The following is a 15,380-nucleotide window of genomic DNA, read 5'->3' as shown; positions in this document are numbered from 1 at the left end:
ATGGAGTTCGGCCCCGTCCTCATTGCGCTCGGTGTGCTGTTTCTCGTTGGTCTCGCCGCAGACGCAATCGGAGAGCGCACGCGGCTGCCGCGGGTGACGCTGCTGCTGATATGCGGAATCGCGGCGGGTGGGGCGGGGCTAGATGTCATCCCGGCGGATTTGAGCGCGTTCTATGACATCCTGTCGGTGACAGCGCTAACGATGGTGGCCTTCCTGCTGGGCAACGCGCTAACCGGCGAAACACTGCGTCGGCACGGGCGCGCGATCCTGTCGATCTCGATCATGGTGGTGCTGGCCACGGTGGCACTGGTGGCCACGGGTCTGTGGCTCATGGGCGTGCCCGCGCCGGTGGCGATCTTGCTCGGGGCGATCGCGACGGCGACCGATCCGGCGGCGACGCAGGACGCGCTGCGTCAATCGGGCGCGCACGGCGCGTTTCCCAACCTCCTGCGCGGGATCGTCGCCGTCGACGACGCCTGGGGGGTGCTGGCCTTTGCGCTCGCCGTGGTGGTGGCCGGCGGCATCGCGGGCGGCGCGGATATTGCCCATCTTGGGCGCGCGCTGTGGGAGATCGGCGGCGCGCTGGGACTCGGGCTGCTGGTCGGGTTGCCCGCGGCGCATCTCACCGGGCGCCTCGCCCCGGGCGAGCCACAACTCACCGAGGCGCTGGGGGTGGTGTTTCTGACCGCCGGACTGGCGCTGGTGGCAGACGTGTCGTTCCTGCTGGCTGGGATGGCGGCGGGGGCCGTGATCGCCAACCGCGCGCATCATCACGAGCGCGCCTTTCACGAGATCGAACATGTGCAGTGGCCGTTCATGATCCTGTTCTTCGTGCTGGCGGGGGCCTCGCTCGATCCGGCGCGCATCGCCACGTTCGGGCTGATCGGGGCGGCCTATGTCGTGCTGCGCATCGGCGGGCGGCTGGCGGGCGGATGGATCGGCGGAACGCTGGCGGGAACACCGGCAGCACATCGCCCGTGGTATGGCGTGGCGCTGCTGCCGCAGGCGGGCGTGGCCGTAGGTATGGCGCTCATCGCCGCGCGGGAATTTCCCGACCACGCCGATCTGATCCTCGGGTTGACCGTGGCGACCACCGTGATCTTCGAGGTGATCGGCCCGCTGGCGACGCTGCTCGCCGCGCGGCGGGTGGGCACAGGCGACGGCTGATCCCGCTCAGGCCGCGAGCCCCTTGGACCCCAGCTTGAGAAACTTCTCGCGCCGGTCGCGGATGAGCGCGGCGCGATCCTTGGCCGCCAACCCGTCGATCATTGCAGAGATCGCTGTGCCGACCGCCGCGATGGCGGCCTCTCGGTCGCGATGCGCGCCGCCGAGCGGCTCGGGGATGATGCGATCCACGACGCCCAGCTTGGCGAGGTTCTGCGCCGTGAGGCGCAGCGCCTCTGCGGCCTCGCGCATCTTCTCGGCATCCTTCCACAGGATCGAGGCACAACCCTCGGGGCTGATGACCGAATAAACCGAATGTTCCAGCATCGCCACGCGGTTGGCGCTGGCAAAGGCCACCGCGCCGCCCGATCCGCCCTCGCCAATGATGACCGAGACGAGCGGAACACCGATCTGCAGACAGGTCTCGGTGGCGCGGGCGATGGCTTCGGACTGCCCGCGCTCCTCGGCGCCCTTGCCGGGATAGGCGCCGGGCGTGTCCACCAGCGTGACCACCGGCAGGCCAAATCGGTCGGCCATCTCCATCAGGCGCACAGCCTTGCGATAGCCCTCGGGGCGGGCCATGCCGAAATTGCGGGCAAGGCGGCTCTGGGTGTCGTGTCCCTTCTCGTGGCCGATCACCATGACCGGGCGATCCCCCAGCCGCGCCAGCCCGCCCATGACGGCGGCATCCTCGCCAAAGGCGCGGTCCCCGGCCAGCGGCGTGAACTCGGAAAAGAGCGCGGCAATATAGTCGCGGCAATGCGGGCGTTCGGGGTGGCGCGCCACCTGGCATTTGCGCCACGGCGTCAGCGACTTGTAGAGGTCGCGCAGCATGTCCGCCGCCTTGCGGTCGAGCGCGCCGGCCTCTTCCTCGACATCCATCTCCTCGTTGGAGCGCGCGAGCGCGCGCAGTTCTTCGGCCTTGCCCTCGATCTCGGCGAGGGGTTTTTCGAAGTCGAGGTAATGGGTCATCGCGCTCAAGCCCTCCGGTCTGCCGCCCGGGTATATGGCGGGCTTGGCCGGGATTTGCAATCGCAACCGCGCGGGCGACGGCTCATAGCGGGCCCGCGCGGGCAGTATCGGCGGCTCCTGGCGTGAAGCGGACCCTTACAGCTTGGTCCCAATGCGCGGCCCTCCCTAACGGCGGCAAAAGGCCAAGGGCCTCCCCTCTCAGCCCACCGGCCACAGCACCGGCACAAGGGTCGCCACCAAGAGCACCGCCATCACCCAGTTGAAAACCCTGAGTCGTGCCGGGTTCTTCAGCAACCGGCGCACTTGCTGACCCAGAACCGTCCAGCTTGTCGTGCTGATCGCCGACACGGCCACGTAGACCCCCGCCACCCACAGCACCGCCATCAGGTCGCGGCCCGTGGCGTAGAGCGTGATCGCCGAGAGCGCCATGCTCCACGCCTTTGGGTTGACCCATTGGAACGCCGCCGATTGCAGAAAGGTGAGCGGCCTGCCCTCCGCCGGCCCGTCCGCCGATGCGGGTGGTGCCGCGTTGGCGATCCTCCACGCGAGATACAGCAGATAGGCCACCGACACGGACTTGAGCAGGGTGTAGCTGAGCGGCCAGAGGTCGAAGACCTGCATCACCCCCAGCCCCACGCAGGCCACCATGAGCGGAAAACCCAGACCAATCCCCAGCATGTGCGGAATGGTCCGCACGAAGCCGAAATTCGTCCCCGACGCCATGAGCATCAGGTTGTTGGGCCCCGGCGTGATGACCGTGACGAGGGCAAAGGTGGCGAGCGCGGCAAGAAGATCCAGTGTCATGCAAGCAACCTTATGCGATCATTGGCGCATTGGAATTGCGTTTTATTGTGTTTTCAAATGATCTATGCAATCAATTCTTTTCATGGACGACATAAACGAACGTATATTGCGTGAATTGTCACGAGACGGGCGGGTCAGCAACCTCGAACTGGCCGACCGGGTAGGTCTCTCTCCCTCGGCCTGCCTGCGCCGGGTGCAGGAACTCGAGCGGCGCGGCGTGATCGCGGGCTATCGCGCGGTGCTTGATCGCGCGGCGCTCGGGGTGGGGTTCAGCGCCTATGTCACCGTGGGGCTGAGCAGCCACACCAAGGCCAGCCAGGAGGCATTCGAGCGGGCGATGGACCGCGCGCCGGAGGTGGTGGAATGCCACAATATCACCGGCGCGGTGGAATACCTGTTGCGCGTCGAGGTGGCTGACCTGCCCGCCTACAAGAGCTTTCACACCGAGGTGCTCGGCACACTGCCGCAGGTCAACGCGATCACATCCTATGTCGTGATGGGCTCGCCCAAGGACGGTCGCGCGTGAGACACCTGTCCAAAATGAACGGGGGCCGTTGAATCGGCCCCTCGTCCATACCTGCCGCCATTAACCGGTGGATCGCATCGCGACCTCTCGCCCCCAGATATAGGGCAAATCCCGGGAATCAGTCAACAGAGAGTGATTCGCCTCGCCGGATTTTTCACGCCGCGAGGCCCCGCCCCCGCAGAAGCGCCGCCACCCCGGGCATCCGCCCGCGAAACGCCTCGTAGAGCGCGCCCGCCTCCTCCGAGCCGCCCCGCGACAGGATATGACGTTCCAGCGCCTGCGCCTGCCCGGCATCGAACGCGCCACCCGCTTCCTCGAACGCGGCAAAGGCGTCGGCATCCATCACCTCGGACCACATATAGCTGTAATAGCCGCTGGAATAGCCGTCACCGCTGAACACATGCGCGAAATGCGGGGTCGCGTGGCGCATGGCAATGGCGCGCGGCATGCCGATCCCGGCCAGCACCTCCGCCTGCCGCGCCATCGCGTCCTCGGGCGGCGCGCCCTCGTGAAAGGCGAGGTCCACCAGCGCCGAGGCCACGTATTCCACGGTCTGGAACCCCATGTCGAAATTGGCCGCCGCCAACACCTTGTCGCGCAACTCGCGCGGCATCGGCGCGCCGGTCTCGACGTGGCGGGCGTGGGTGTCGAGCACCTCGGGCACCTCCAGCCAATGCTCGAAAAGCTGGCTGGGCAGTTCCACGAAATCGCGCGCCACGTTGGTGCCCGACAGGCTCTCGTAGGTGACATCCGACAGCATCTGGTGCAGCGCGTGGCCGAACTCGTGAAACAGCGTCCGCGCGTCATCGTAGGACAGAAGCGCCGGATCGCCCTTGGCGAAATTACACACGTTGATGACCACCGGCCCTTGCACTTGCGGCCGTTTCGCCTGCCCGCGCATGGCCGAACACCACGCCCCCGACCGCTTGGACGCGCGGGCGAAATAATCGCTGATAAAGACGGCGACGTGGCGGCCTTGCCGCGTCACCTCCCACGCCCGGCAATCCGGGTGATAGAGCGCCACGTCGAGCGGGCGGAATTCGAGACCGAAAAGCCGGTGCGCGCAGTCGAACGCCGCCGCAATCATCGCGTCGAGGGACAGGTACGGCTTGACCGCCGCCTCGTCCAGATCGTGCTCCGCCTGCCGCCGCTTCTCGGCGTAGTGGCGCCAGTCCCACGGTTCCAGATCACCGTTGACCCCGTCTTCGCGCATCATCGCGGTGAGTACATCGGCATCGCGGTCGGCCTGCGCGCGCGCGGGCTCCCAGACTGCCATCAGCAGGTCGCGAACGGCCTCCGGTGTCCCGGCCATCTGCGTCTCGAGCTTGTAGGAAGCGAAGCTGTCGTAGCCCAAGAGCGCCGCGCGTTCGCGGCGCAGGGCGAGGATTTCGGCGGCGATCGCGCGGTTGTCGGTGTCGCCGCCCCCGGCCCCACGCGCGGCCCAGGCCTCAAACGCCCGGCGGCGCAGGTCACGGCGGTTCGAGAATTGCAGGAACGGCACGATGAGCGAGCGTGACAGGGTAATCACCGGTCCCGAGAGCCCCGCCTCACGCCCCGCCGCCCGCGCATTCGCCACGACGAAATCCGGTAGCCCGTCAAGGTCGCCCTCGCCCAGCTCCATTCGCCAGCTCGCCTCGTCGGCGAGCAGGTTCTGCGTGAACGCCGTGCCCAATTCGGCGAGCCGCGCCATGATCGCGCGCATCCGCGCCTCCGCCTCGCCGGTGAGCGCCGCCCCGGCCCGCACGAAGGCCCGGCGCGTCAGCAGCAACAGCCGCGCCTCCTCTTGGGCGAGCCCGAGCGTGTCGCGCGCCTGCCACAGCGCCTCGATCCGGGCGAAAAGCGCCTTGTTACCGTAAAGCTCAGACGACCACGCCGCCAGCCTCGGCGCGAACTTCCGCTGAAGGTCCTGCCGCGCCGGATTGCTGTCGGCTCCGGCCACCGTAAAAAATACCGACAGCACCCGGTCAAGCGTACGGCCGGAAAATTCCAGCGCTTGAATCGTGTTGGCAAAACTGGGTGGCTCTGGATTGCCGGCGATCGCCGCGACCTCGGCCCGCGCCTCGGTCAGCGCAGCCTCGAAGGCAGGCGCAAAATCCGCGTCCGCGATCTCGTCGAACGGCGCGAGAGCAAAGGGCGTGGCCCACTCAGCCAGCAGCGGGTTGGTCATCTTCGTCTCCTTGGTTGCCACAGACCGGGCAATCGGCGCGGCGATTGAGCGCGATCTTGCGGCTTTCGCCATAGAGCGCGTCGTAGATCAGCATCTCGCCCCTGAGCGGCGCGCCCGCGCCGGTGATGATCTTCACCGCCTCGACGGCCATCATTGCCCCCACCACACCGGGCAGCGGCCCGAGCACGCCCGCCTCGGCGCACGAGGGCGCAAGCCCCGGCGCCGGCGCCTCGGGAAAGATGCACTCGTAGCAGGGCGTACCATGGGCGGGATCAAACACGCTCAATTGCCCCTCCCATTGGGACAGGGCCCCGGAAATCAACGGCTTCCCATGCGAAGTTGCAGTGGCATTTGCGAGGTAGCGGGTGTCGAAATTGTCGGTGCCGTCGAGGATCAGATCGTAATCGGCAAAGAGATCGGCAGCGATCTCGGGGCTCAGCCGCCGCTGGTAGGGGCGCACCACGACATTGGGGTTCTGCTCCTGCATCGCCCGCATGGCCGATTGCACTTTTGGTAAACCGATATCGGCATCCCGGTGGATAACCTGTCGTTGCAGATTGGAATTGTCCACTTCGTCATCGTCGATCACGCCGATCGTGCCAACCCCGGCGGCGGCCAGGTACAAGAGCGCGGGCGATCCAAGCCCCCCCGCGCCGATCACCAGAACGCGCGCCTGCTTGAGCGCCTTCTGCCCCGGCCCACCCAGTTCGCGCAGCACGATGTGGCGGGCATAGCGGTCGAGTTCGGCCTCGGAGAAGAGCGGCGCGGGGCCCGTCTCCGCCGCCTTGGCCGCGCGCGCCCCGGCCCGTGCGCGCAATCGCCCAAGCCCCGCGCGGTAGATCAGCACCAGCGCCGCCGCGCCGCCCAGCATCAGCCACAGCGCCGCGCTCTCGCCGGTCGCGGCCCGAATGGGATGACCCAAAGGCAAGACCAGATGCGCCAGTGTGACGGCAGCCCACAACCCCGCGATCATCCCCCAGCGTAGCCGCCGGGGTGTGCCCATCGCCGCGCCGATCCCCCACAGGGCGGCGGCCATGACCAAAACCAGAAGCATCAGCCCACGCCCGTCGAGCCAAAGCCGCCCGCGCCACGCGCGGTGTCGTCAAGGCGCTCCACCATCTCGAACCGCGCGCGCGCCACCGGGGCCACCACCATCTGCGCGATCCGCGCACCGTGGGTGATCTCGAACGGCTCGGTCCCGGCATTCATCACGATCACCCCCAGCGGCCCGCGATAATCGCTGTCGATCGTGCCGGGGCTGTTGGGCAGGGTGATCCCGTGTTTCAGCGCGAGCCCCGAGCGCGGCCGCAACTGCACCTCGTATCCCGCGGGCACCGCCAGCCGCAGCCCCGTGGGCACCAGCGCCCGCGCGCCCGGTGCCAGTGTCACCGCACCGCGGTCGGGGAAATTCGCGCGCAGATCGGCCCCCGCCGCCCCCGCCGTCTCATAGGCGGGCAAGCCCAGCGCGCGGTCCGCCCCCTCCTCCCATTGAAACGCGACGATCAGCATGCGTCCCTCTTCATCTTGCCAGAAATATCCAGGTTCCTCAGGCCAGCGCCCGCGCGACCCGCTCGGCCAGCTTGCGTGCCACCTCGCGCTTGCCCATGCGCGGCCACTCTTCCTCACCGTCCCCGGTGATGAGCGTAACGGCATTCTCGGTTCCGCCCATGATCCCGGTAGCGTGGCTCACATCGTTGGCAACGATCCAGTCACAGCCCTTGCGCGCACGCTTGGCGGTGGCGTGGCCGATCACGTCGCAGGTCTCGGCGGCAAAGCCCACGACGAGACGCGGGCGCCCCGCCTCCATCGCGCTCACCGTCGCGAGGATGTCGGGATTCTCGGCAAACTCCAGCGCCGGGGTACCCCCTGCCCCCTTCTTGATCTTGCGGGTGCTTGCCCCCACCACGCGCCAGTCGGCCACCGCGGCGGCAAAGATCGCGGCATCGGCGGGCAGCGCGCCCTCCACCGCCGCTAGCATCTCCTGTGCGGTCTCCACCCGAATCACGTCCACCCCACCGGGCGGCGGCACGGTGGCAGGGCCAGTGACAAACACCACCTCGGCCCCGAGCGCGGCCAATTCCCGCGCAATCGCAGCACCTTGCGCGCCGGAGGATCGGTTGGCGATATAGCGCACCGGGTCGATGGGCTCGTGCGTCGGCCCCGAGGTCACCAGCACGCGGCGGCCCGCGAGCGGCCCATCGGCCAGCGCCGCCCCGATCGCGTCCACGATCTGCGGCACCTCGGCCATGCGGCCCGGCCCGTGCTCTCCACACGCCATGTCGCCCACGTCCGGGCCGACAAACCCGATCCCGTCGGCCTTGAGCGTCGCGATATTGCGCTGCGTCGCGGGATGCTGCCACATGCGCACGTTCATCGCGGGCGCCAGCAGCACGGGCGTGTCGGTGGCCAGCAGCAGCGTCGAGGCCAGGTCATCGGCATGGCCATGCGCCATCTTCGCCATCAGGTCGGCCGTGGCGGGGGCCACCACGATCAGGTCGGCGGACCGGCTGAGCTCGATATGCCCCATCTCGGCCTCGTCGGTCAGGTCGAACAGATCCGTGAACACCTTGCGCCCCGCCAGCGCCGAAACCGACAGCGGCGTGACGAATTCCGCCCCGCCCCGCGTCAGGACCGGCACCACCTCCGCCCCGCGCTCGCGCAGCCGCCGGATGAGGTCGAGCGCCTTGTAGGCGGCGATCCCGCCGCCGACGATCAGAAGAATGCGCCGTGAGGCCAGCATGGCCGTGTCTCCCGCCAATTCGGAGCCGACAGTATGGCGCGGCGCAGGGCGGTGCAAGGTCGCGCGGCTCAACGCAAGGCGGCGCAGGGATCGGGGCGCTCCGCCGCCGGGGCCGAGATCACCTCGTCAAATCCGCTCGCAAGCGGCGCGCCGTCCTCGGTCTGGCCCAGCACGTATACCGTCAGATCGGGAGCGACGCGGGCAAGATAGGCGGGCATGCCGTGGTCGCGCCGCGCATGGCCGTTGCCGGTGATGACCGCCACCGGTCCGCCGGTCTCTTCCATCGCCCGGACCACGGCGCGCGCCAGCACCGCGTCGCGCAGCCGCTGCACCGCCACCATGCCGGGCAGCGCCTCCTCGGGCAGGGCGTTGCAATGGGCTTCCTTCTGCATCGCCTCGCGCCCCGCCTGCTCCGCATCAGACAGCGGCTCGGTCAGACCATAGGCCGCGGCCCCTGGCCCAAACGCCTCTGCTGCGCCGACCTCGAACACGCCCCGCGCCGCTTCGCGCGGCACCTGCGCGCCGTAAACGGTGGCCTCGGGGGCGGCGGCAAAGATCGGGTGATACATCGAGAAATCCGGCCACCCGCTCTCGGCCCAGTCAAGCGCCTCTTCCATCGCATCCGCGTCGGCGATCAACGCGGGCGTCACGCGCGCCGCCTGCTCGGGCGTCAGCATCTCGAAGACGAGCGCGCGGGGCGCGAGCGCGGCCACGCGACGCGCCTGTTCGGCGTGGTGGGCGGGGTTGTCATGCACCTCGCCGAGGACCACAACGTCCTGCGCCGCCACCGGTAGGGCAACCAGGCTCAGGACAAACGCGAGGGCAAGGCGCAGGCTCATGCGAGCAGGTTCTGCACCTCGCCGGCGTGTCTTTCAAGATAGCGGCGCATTTTCTGGAACGCCGCCGCCTCGATCTGTCGCACCCGCTCCTTGCTGAGGTTGAGCTCCTCGCCCAGGCTTTCGAGCGTGCGGGGCGCCTCGCGCAGTTTGCGCTCGCGCACGATGAAACTTTCGCGCTCACTCAGGTGGGTCATCGCCTCGGCGAGCCAGCCACGCAGCGCGCCCATGTCGAGATCGTGCTCGACACCCACATCGCCGCGCGCGCCCTCGTCCTCGATCGTGTCGATCCACTCGCGCCCGTCCTCCTCGGTGGATTGCGTGGCGTTGAGCGAGAAGTCGGAGCCCGACAACCGCCCTTCCATCATCTCCACGTCCCGAAGCGGCACGCCCACCTCGTGCGCGATCATCTCGCGCAGCTGGTAGCCGTCAAGCTCCTCGCCATTGGCCATCGCCTCGCGCTCCAGCCGCGCCTGCACGCGGCGCATGTTGAAGAACAGCGATTTCTGGCTGGAGGTCGAGCCGGTGCGCACCATCGACCAGTTGCGCATCACGTAATCCTGGATGCTGGCCTTGATCCACCACACGGCATAGGTCGAGAACCGCACGCCGCGATCGGGGTCGAACTTGTCGGCAGCCTTCATCAGGCCCAGCCCCGCCTCCTGGATTAGGTCGTTCATCGGCGCCCCGTAGCGGCGGAACTTGGATGCCATCGAGATCGCCAGCCGCATATAGGCGTTGATGAGCCGATGCAGCGCCTGCTCGTCGCGATGGTCGCGCCACGCATGGGCAAGCGCGAGTTCGGTTTCTGCGTCCAGCATCTCCGCCTTCATCGCGGTGCGGGACATGGAACTTGTCTGCGGTGCATCGAGCGGCATGTGATCCCCCTGTCATGCGTCTGGTGCGGATGCGCTCTTTCCGAGCAATTCACTCAGTGCTACGCAGACAAGAGGTGATCGGATCACAATATGGAGAGTTTGTGACTCATGTTATCACGGCTCAGCCTCGTTCTCGGCGGCGCGGCCTCTGGAAAATCCGTTTTCGCAGAGGGGCTTGTCGCCGCAGTGGGCGGTGCGAGGCTCTATCTCGCCACGGCCGAGGCGCATGACGCCGAGATGCGCGCCAAGCTCGACCGCCACCGCGCCCGGCGCGGCCCCGCGTGGCGCACGCTCGAGGCGCCTCGCGATCTCGCCCCGGCGCTCGGCGCGGCGCGGGTGGACGAGGTGGTGCTGCTCGACTGCGCGACCATGTGGCTGTCCAATCACCTGCTGGCCGACAGCGATATGGTCGAGGCCGAGGCCGCGCTGTTCGACGCACTCGACGCCTGCGCGGCGCCGGTGGTGGTGGTCTCCAACGAGGTCGGCCTGTCGGTGGTGCCCGAAAACGCGCTGGCGCGGCGGTTTCAGAACGCTCAGGGCGCACTCAACCAGCAGCTCGCAGCGCGCGCGGGGCTGGTGGTCAACGTCATCGCTGGCCTGCCGCAGGTTCTCAAGGGACACCTGCCATGAGCCGCGTCTTCTGGGTCCGGCATGGGCCCACCCATGCGACCGACATGGTCGGCTGGTCCGACCTGCCCGCCGATCTGGGCGATACCACCCGGCTCGCACGGCTCTCGGCACACCTGCCGGGGGACGCGCTGGTGATCTCCTCCGATCTCGCCCGCGCGCGGGCCACCGCCGACGCCATCGCGGGTCCGCGCCCGCGCCTTGCGGACGACCCGGACCTGCGCGAGATCCACTTCGGCGACTGGGAATTGCAGCCCTTCGACACCATCCCCGACCAGCCCCGCCTGCGCGCCTTCTGGGACGCGCCGGGCGATGTGCGCCCACCCGGCGGCGAAAGCTGGCACGAGGTATCCGCCCGTGTCGGGGGTGCGGTCGCGCGCCTGCGTGCCGCGCATCCCGGGCGCGATATCGTCGCCGTGGCGCATATGGGCACCATCCTGACACAGGTGCAGGCGGCGCTCGGGATCACGGCCTACGAGGCGTTCGGCCACCGCATCGACCCGCTGTCGGTGACGGACCTGCAGTGGCACGGGCAGGGCTGGCGGGTCGGGAACGTGAACCACTGCCCGTGAAAGGGTGCCACGCAGTGAATACGCGCAAAATTTGCACCCTCATCAAGTCAAATGCACCTCATTATCAACAACAACAGAATATTTACCGTTGCCACACGCGTGTTTGATCGCAAAGTATGGTTGCAGCACAGTCCCCCTATCGACGCGAACCACGGGGCTGGTCTAGGCTTAAGACGCAAACGGCCCGTTGAAAGGCCGGCTTGGGGAGACACGACGGCATGTACGGGCTGATCGCACGGCGTTTCGCGCTCGGTCTGGTGACCGTGTGGCTGGTGTCCGTCATCATCTTTCTCGGGGTCGAGGCGCTGCCAGGCGATGCCTGCACCGCCATCCTCGAACGTGACGCCCATGGCGAGGCGCTCGCTGCCTGCCGCAAGGCGATGGGGCTCGATACCCCCGCCCTCGCCCGCTATGCCGAGTGGGCGGCAGGTGTCGTGCAGGGCGATTTCGGCATGTCGGCGGGCGGACAGGAAAGCATCGCCCAGATGGTCGGCTACCGGGTGCGCAACTCGCTGCTGTTGGCGGCGGGTGCGCTGGCCGTCGGCATCCCGCTGGCGATCACGCTGGGGGTGGTGGCGGGGCTCACCCGCGACCGCTGGCCGGATCTCTTGTTTTCCACCGGCGTGATCCTCGCCATGACGATCCCCGAATTCGTCGCCGCGACGGTGCTGATCCTCGTATTCGCCATCTGGCTGGGATGGGTGCCCGCCATCGTGCTCACCCCCGCCGACGCGCCGCCGCTGGAGTTCTTTCCCGAGTTCATCCTCGCCTCGACGGTGCTGACCATGCTGATGATCGCCCACGTGATGCGGATGATCCGCGCCTCCGTGATCGAGGCGATGGCCTCGGACTACGTGCAGATGGCCACGCTCAAGGGCGTGCCCTACTGGCGAATCGTGTTCCGACACGCGCTGCCCAACGCGCTGTTGCCCGCGATCAACGTGATCGCGCTCACCGTGGCGTGGCTGCTGGGTGGCGTGGTGGTGGTGGAGGTGGTGTTCAACTATCCCGGCCTCGGTCGCCTGCTGGTCGATGCCATTTCCGACCGCGACCTGCCGGTCGTGCAGGCGATCACGATGATCGTCGCGGCGACCTATGTCGGCGTGAACCTCGTGGCCGACATCCTCAGCCTGGCGCTCAACCCGCGCCTGCGCAGCCACCGCGCGAGGCAGCGATGAGCGGCGCGGCGCTCTCTACCGCCGGGCGCGCGCGCGGCGTGCTGCGCGACATGATGGCGCGACCCTCGGGGGCGATCGGGCTGACGCTGGTGACACTTCACCTTGCGCTGGCGCTCACGAGCCCGTGGATCGTGCCCTACGATTACAAGTCGATGGACGCCACCGGTACTCTTACAGGGCCCTCAGCCGCGCATTGGCTGGGCACCGATCACCTCGGGCGCGACGTGCTGACCCGCGTCATGCTGGGCGGGCGCGAGGCACTGGTCATCACCGGCATCGCCACGCCGGTGGCGATGATCTGGGGCGGGCTCACCGGCGTGTGGCTGGGGCTGCGCGGCGGCTGGCCGGACGAGGTGGCGATGCGGGTGGTGGACGCATTCCTCGCCCTGCCCGGCATCCTGCCGCTGCTGGTGCTCATCACCGTGTTCGGCACCGGCGGCGAGGTGCTCCTGCCCACGCTTGCCTTCTTCTTCGGCATCCCGGTGATCCGGGTGGCGCGCGCCGCCGCGCACGAGGTGGTGGCGCGCGATTTTGTCTCGGCGGCGCGGGCGCGCGGGCATCGCCCGTTCGATATCGTGCGCCGCGAGATCCTGCCCAACGTCACCGACACGCTGCTGGTGGAGGGCGCGATGCGCTGGTCGTGGATGCTCCTGGGCTTCTCGGCGCTGTCGTTCCTCGGCTTTGGCGTGGCCCCGCCGCGCCCTGATTGGGGGCTGATGGTGTCGGATGCGCGGGTCTACATGTCGCTGGCGCCGCTGGGCGTGATCGCGCCGGTGGTCGCACTTTCGACCCTCATCATCGGCATCAACCTCACCGCCGACGCGCTGGCCAAGACGCTGGGGCTGGACCGCAGCCGCAAGGCAGTGATCTGAGATGAGCGCACAGCCCCCCCTCATCGACATTTCCGGGCTCAGCGTGGGCTTTCGTGGGCGGTCAGGGGCAATGCTGCCGGTGCTGCACGAGGTCGATCTGGCGGTCTGCCGGGGCGAGAGCGTGGGCATCGTGGGCGAGAGCGGCTCGGGCAAGAGCACGCTGGCACTGGCGGCGATGGGCTACCTGCGCCACGGGCTGGCGCGGCTGGGTGGCGCAGCGCGGTTCGACGGGCAGGACATGTTCGCCCTCGCGCCCCCTGCCCTCGCGCGCATCCGCGGCGGCAAGCTGGGCCTGATCCCGCAGAACTCCGGGCAGGCGCTGACACCCACGCAGCGCATCGGCACGCAGATCGCCGAGGCGCTGCGCCTCCATTGCGACCACGACCCGGCCACCCACCGCACGCGCGCACGCGACCTGCTCGCGCAGGTGCGCCTGCCCGATCCCGACACGATCCTGCGGCGCTACCCGCACGAGCTCTCGGGCGGGCAGCAACAGCGCGTGGCCATCGCGATGGCACTGGCGGGCGAGCCCGAGGCCCTGCTGCTCGACGAGCCCACCACCGGGCTCGACGTGACCACGCAGGCCCATATCCTCGCGCTGCTGCGCGGGCTGGCGCGCGAGCGCGACATGGCGATGGTCTATGTCAGCCACGATCTCGGTGTGATCGCGCAGGTCTGTGACCGGGTGCATGTGCTCTACGCGGGCGAGACGGTGCTCGCGGGCCCGGCGAGGTCGGTGCTGACCGCACCCTCGCATCCCTACGCGGCGGCGCTGCTGGCGGCGATCCCCCGGCTCGGCGCGCGCACCCTGCCTCGCGCACTCGATGGGCGACCGCCCACGCCCGACATACCGCGAACGGGCTGTGCCTTTGCCCCGCGCTGCACCCTCGCGACCGATGACTGCCGCGCCGCGCCCCCGCCGATGGCCGAAACGCGCGACGGCCAGCGCGCGCGCTGCCTCTATCCCGAAAAGGTGGCGTCCCCCGCCCCGTCAGAGAGCACCGCACCCGGCGCGGCAACCGACGGCCCGCCGCTTCTCTCCACACGCGCGCTCTCGGTGCGCTATGACAGCCCCGGCCTTCTGGCGCGGCTCCGTGGTATCCCCCGCCCCCCGGCCACTGTCGAAGGCATAGACCTCACGCTCCGGCACGGCGAGACGCTCGGCCTCGTGGGCGAATCGGGTAGCGGAAAATCCACCATCCTGCGCGCGATCGCCGGGCTATTGCCGCCCGCCAGCGGGCGGATCGCGCTGGAGGACGGAACCGATCTGACCACCTCGGCCGAACGCCGCCGCCCCGAAACCCTGCGCCGCATCCAGATGATATTCCAGAACCCGGACGAAAGCCTCAACCCGCGGCAGTCCGTGGGCGACATCCTCGCCCAGCCCCTGCGGCTCTATTTCGGGTTGCGCGGACAGCCCTGCCACGACCGCGCCGCCGAATTGCTCGAGACCGTGCGCCTCGGCGCGCATTACCTCGACCGCCTGCCGGGGCAGCTCTCGGGGGGCGAGAAACAGCGCGTGGCGGTGGCGCGCGCCTTTGCCGCCGGGCCCGAGGCCGTGCTGTGCGACGAGATCACCTCGGCGCTCGACGTCTCGGTGCAGGCCGCCGTGCTCGAATTGCTGGGCGATCTCAAGGCGCGCCACGGCACCGGCTTCATCTTCGTCAGCCACGATCTGACGGTTGTGCGCGCGCTATCGGACCGGGTCGCGGTGCTCTACCAGGGGCGCATCTGCGAGGCGGGGCCGACCGAGGCAGTCTTTGCCCCGCCCCATCACCCCTATACCGATGTCCTGCTCGGCGCGGTGCTCGCCCCCGATCCCGACCACGCACCGCGGCTTTTGGCCGAGGACGCAGTCGAGCTTGCGCCGCCCGCGCGGGGCTGCCCGTTCCAGCGGCGCTGCCCGGTGAAACGCGGCGCCATATGCGAGACAGACACGCCGCCCGCGCGGCAGACGGCAGACGGTCACGTCATCCATTGCCATATCCCGCTCGACGAACTGCACGCGCAGGGCGCGGCGCGGGCGAAATCCTGAAGGGATCCC

At 68.8% G+C, this 15,380-nt stretch carries 15 protein-coding genes; 7 read left to right on the top strand and 8 right to left on the bottom strand.

What is annotated here, in order from left to right; translation table 11 throughout:
- The gene (locus AC13D8_RS19360) at nt 1–1,167 is read left to right on the top strand and encodes a cation:proton antiporter (RefSeq protein WP_482970186.1); all 1,167 of its coding nucleotides are present in this window, start codon (nt 1–3) and stop codon (nt 1,165–1,167) included.
- 6 nt (nt 1,168–1,173) lie between these two features.
- On the opposite strand, the gene AC13D8_RS19355 is transcribed toward AC13D8_RS19360, so the two are convergent.
- Entirely contained in the window at nt 1,174–2,136 is a 963-nt protein-coding gene (locus AC13D8_RS19355; protein WP_482970354.1) for an acetyl-CoA carboxylase carboxyltransferase subunit alpha, read from the bottom strand.
- Nucleotides 2,137–2,334: 198 nt separating this feature from the next.
- Complete coding sequence (locus AC13D8_RS19350; RefSeq protein ID WP_482970185.1) at nt 2,335–2,940, bottom strand: LysE family translocator; 606 nt, start codon at nt 2,938–2,940, stop codon at nt 2,335–2,337.
- Between the two features lie 82 nt (nt 2,941–3,022).
- On the opposite strand from AC13D8_RS19350, the gene AC13D8_RS19345 reads away from it, so the two are divergent.
- A complete protein-coding gene (locus AC13D8_RS19345) occupies nt 3,023–3,466 on the top strand; it encodes an Lrp/AsnC family transcriptional regulator (RefSeq protein WP_104017456.1) in 444 nt (147 codons plus the stop codon).
- Between the two features lie 154 nt (nt 3,467–3,620).
- Here the strand turns inward: AC13D8_RS19345 and AC13D8_RS19340 are convergent, their stop codons facing one another.
- The 6 genes from AC13D8_RS19340 to AC13D8_RS19315 all read right to left on the bottom strand — a co-directional run bounded on the left by AC13D8_RS19340 (nt 3,621) and on the right by AC13D8_RS19315 (nt 10,087).
- Nucleotides 3,621–5,633 (bottom strand): M3 family metallopeptidase, encoded by a 2,013-nt coding sequence (locus AC13D8_RS19340; protein ID WP_482970184.1) that lies wholly within the window; start codon nt 5,631–5,633, stop codon nt 3,621–3,623.
- On the bottom strand, nt 5,611–6,687 hold the full coding sequence (locus tag AC13D8_RS19335; RefSeq protein ID WP_482970183.1) for a HesA/MoeB/ThiF family protein: 1,077 nt from the start codon (nt 6,685–6,687) through the stop codon (nt 5,611–5,613). The genes AC13D8_RS19340 and AC13D8_RS19335 overlap by 23 nt, the downstream gene beginning before the upstream one ends.
- Entirely contained in the window at nt 6,687–7,142 is a 456-nt protein-coding gene (gene dut, locus AC13D8_RS19330; protein WP_104017453.1) for a dUTP diphosphatase, read from the bottom strand. The genes AC13D8_RS19335 and dut overlap by 1 nt, the downstream gene beginning before the upstream one ends.
- 37 nt (nt 7,143–7,179) lie before the next feature.
- Nucleotides 7,180–8,373, bottom strand: a complete 1,194-nt coding sequence (coaBC, locus tag AC13D8_RS19325; RefSeq protein ID WP_482970182.1) for a bifunctional phosphopantothenoylcysteine decarboxylase/phosphopantothenate--cysteine ligase CoaBC — start codon at nt 8,371–8,373, stop codon at nt 7,180–7,182.
- A 68-nt stretch (nt 8,374–8,441) separates the two neighbouring features.
- Nucleotides 8,442–9,212 (bottom strand): ChaN family lipoprotein, encoded by a 771-nt coding sequence (locus AC13D8_RS19320; protein WP_482970181.1) that lies wholly within the window; start codon nt 9,210–9,212, stop codon nt 8,442–8,444.
- Nucleotides 9,209–10,087 carry an RNA polymerase factor sigma-32 gene (locus AC13D8_RS19315; protein ID WP_482970180.1) on the bottom strand — a complete coding sequence of 293 codons (879 nt, stop codon included), beginning with the start codon at nt 10,085–10,087 and terminating at the stop codon, nt 9,209–9,211. Before AC13D8_RS19315 ends, AC13D8_RS19320 begins: the two co-directional genes overlap by 4 nt.
- A gap of 108 nt (nt 10,088–10,195) precedes the next feature.
- Between AC13D8_RS19315 and cobU the strand changes: the two genes are divergently transcribed.
- The 5 genes from cobU to AC13D8_RS19290 all read left to right on the top strand — a co-directional run bounded on the left by cobU (nt 10,196) and on the right by AC13D8_RS19290 (nt 15,371).
- Nucleotides 10,196–10,717, top strand: a complete 522-nt coding sequence (gene cobU, locus AC13D8_RS19310) for a bifunctional adenosylcobinamide kinase/adenosylcobinamide-phosphate guanylyltransferase (RefSeq protein WP_482970179.1) — start codon at nt 10,196–10,198, stop codon at nt 10,715–10,717.
- Complete coding sequence (locus AC13D8_RS19305) at nt 10,714–11,286, top strand: histidine phosphatase family protein (protein ID WP_482970178.1); 573 nt, start codon at nt 10,714–10,716, stop codon at nt 11,284–11,286. The genes cobU and AC13D8_RS19305 overlap by 4 nt, the downstream gene beginning before the upstream one ends.
- Nucleotides 11,287–11,504: 218 nt before the next feature.
- Entirely contained in the window at nt 11,505–12,464 is a 960-nt protein-coding gene (locus AC13D8_RS19300; protein WP_104017447.1) for an ABC transporter permease, read from the top strand.
- Nucleotides 12,461–13,336 carry an ABC transporter permease gene (locus tag AC13D8_RS19295; RefSeq protein WP_482970177.1) on the top strand — a complete coding sequence of 292 codons (876 nt, stop codon included), beginning with the start codon at nt 12,461–12,463 and terminating at the stop codon, nt 13,334–13,336. The genes AC13D8_RS19300 and AC13D8_RS19295 overlap by 4 nt, the downstream gene beginning before the upstream one ends.
- A 1-nt stretch (nt 13,337) precedes the next feature.
- Nucleotides 13,338–15,371, top strand: coding sequence for a dipeptide ABC transporter ATP-binding protein (locus AC13D8_RS19290; RefSeq protein ID WP_482970176.1), 2,034 nt, complete (start codon nt 13,338–13,340; stop codon nt 15,369–15,371).
- Nucleotides 15,372–15,380 lie beyond the last annotated feature (9 nt).

The sequence above is a fragment of the Roseovarius sp. B-10 genome (assembly GCF_056859295.1).
Note: the sequence above shows the minus strand (reverse complement) of the source record. Positions and strands in the feature narration are given on the sequence as shown.

What these genes read in the sequence shown, in the direction of transcription:
- AC13D8_RS19300 (WP_104017447.1), top strand. Translation starts at nt 11,505, where the DNA reads ATGTACGGGCTGATCGCACGGCGTTTCGCGCTCGGTCTGGTGACCGTG.
- AC13D8_RS19305 (WP_482970178.1), top strand. Translation starts at nt 10,714, where the DNA reads ATGAGCCGCGTCTTCTGGGTCCGGCATGGGCCCACCCATGCGACCGAC.
- AC13D8_RS19345 (WP_104017456.1), top strand. Translation starts at nt 3,023, where the DNA reads ATGGACGACATAAACGAACGTATATTGCGTGAATTGTCACGAGACGGG.
- dut (WP_104017453.1), bottom strand. Translation starts at nt 7,142, where the DNA reads ATGCTGATCGTCGCGTTTCAATGGGAGGAGGGGGCGGACCGCGCGCTG.
- AC13D8_RS19335 (WP_482970183.1), bottom strand. Translation starts at nt 6,687, where the DNA reads ATGCTTCTGGTTTTGGTCATGGCCGCCGCCCTGTGGGGGATCGGCGCG.
- AC13D8_RS19355 (WP_482970354.1), bottom strand. Translation starts at nt 2,136, where the DNA reads ATGACCCATTACCTCGACTTCGAAAAACCCCTCGCCGAGATCGAGGGC.
- cobU (WP_482970179.1), top strand. Translation starts at nt 10,196, where the DNA reads ATGTTATCACGGCTCAGCCTCGTTCTCGGCGGCGCGGCCTCTGGAAAA.
- AC13D8_RS19295 (WP_482970177.1), top strand. Translation starts at nt 12,461, where the DNA reads ATGAGCGGCGCGGCGCTCTCTACCGCCGGGCGCGCGCGCGGCGTGCTG.
- AC13D8_RS19340 (WP_482970184.1), bottom strand. Translation starts at nt 5,633, where the DNA reads ATGACCAACCCGCTGCTGGCTGAGTGGGCCACGCCCTTTGCTCTCGCG.
- AC13D8_RS19290 (WP_482970176.1), top strand. Translation starts at nt 13,338, where the DNA reads ATGAGCGCACAGCCCCCCCTCATCGACATTTCCGGGCTCAGCGTGGGC.
- coaBC (WP_482970182.1), bottom strand. Translation starts at nt 8,373, where the DNA reads ATGCTGGCCTCACGGCGCATTCTTCTGATCGTCGGCGGCGGGATCGCC.
- AC13D8_RS19360 (WP_482970186.1), top strand. Translation starts at nt 1, where the DNA reads ATGGAGTTCGGCCCCGTCCTCATTGCGCTCGGTGTGCTGTTTCTCGTT.
- AC13D8_RS19315 (WP_482970180.1), bottom strand. Translation starts at nt 10,087, where the DNA reads ATGCCGCTCGATGCACCGCAGACAAGTTCCATGTCCCGCACCGCGATG.
- AC13D8_RS19350 (WP_482970185.1), bottom strand. Translation starts at nt 2,940, where the DNA reads ATGACACTGGATCTTCTTGCCGCGCTCGCCACCTTTGCCCTCGTCACG.
- AC13D8_RS19320 (WP_482970181.1), bottom strand. Translation starts at nt 9,212, where the DNA reads ATGAGCCTGCGCCTTGCCCTCGCGTTTGTCCTGAGCCTGGTTGCCCTA.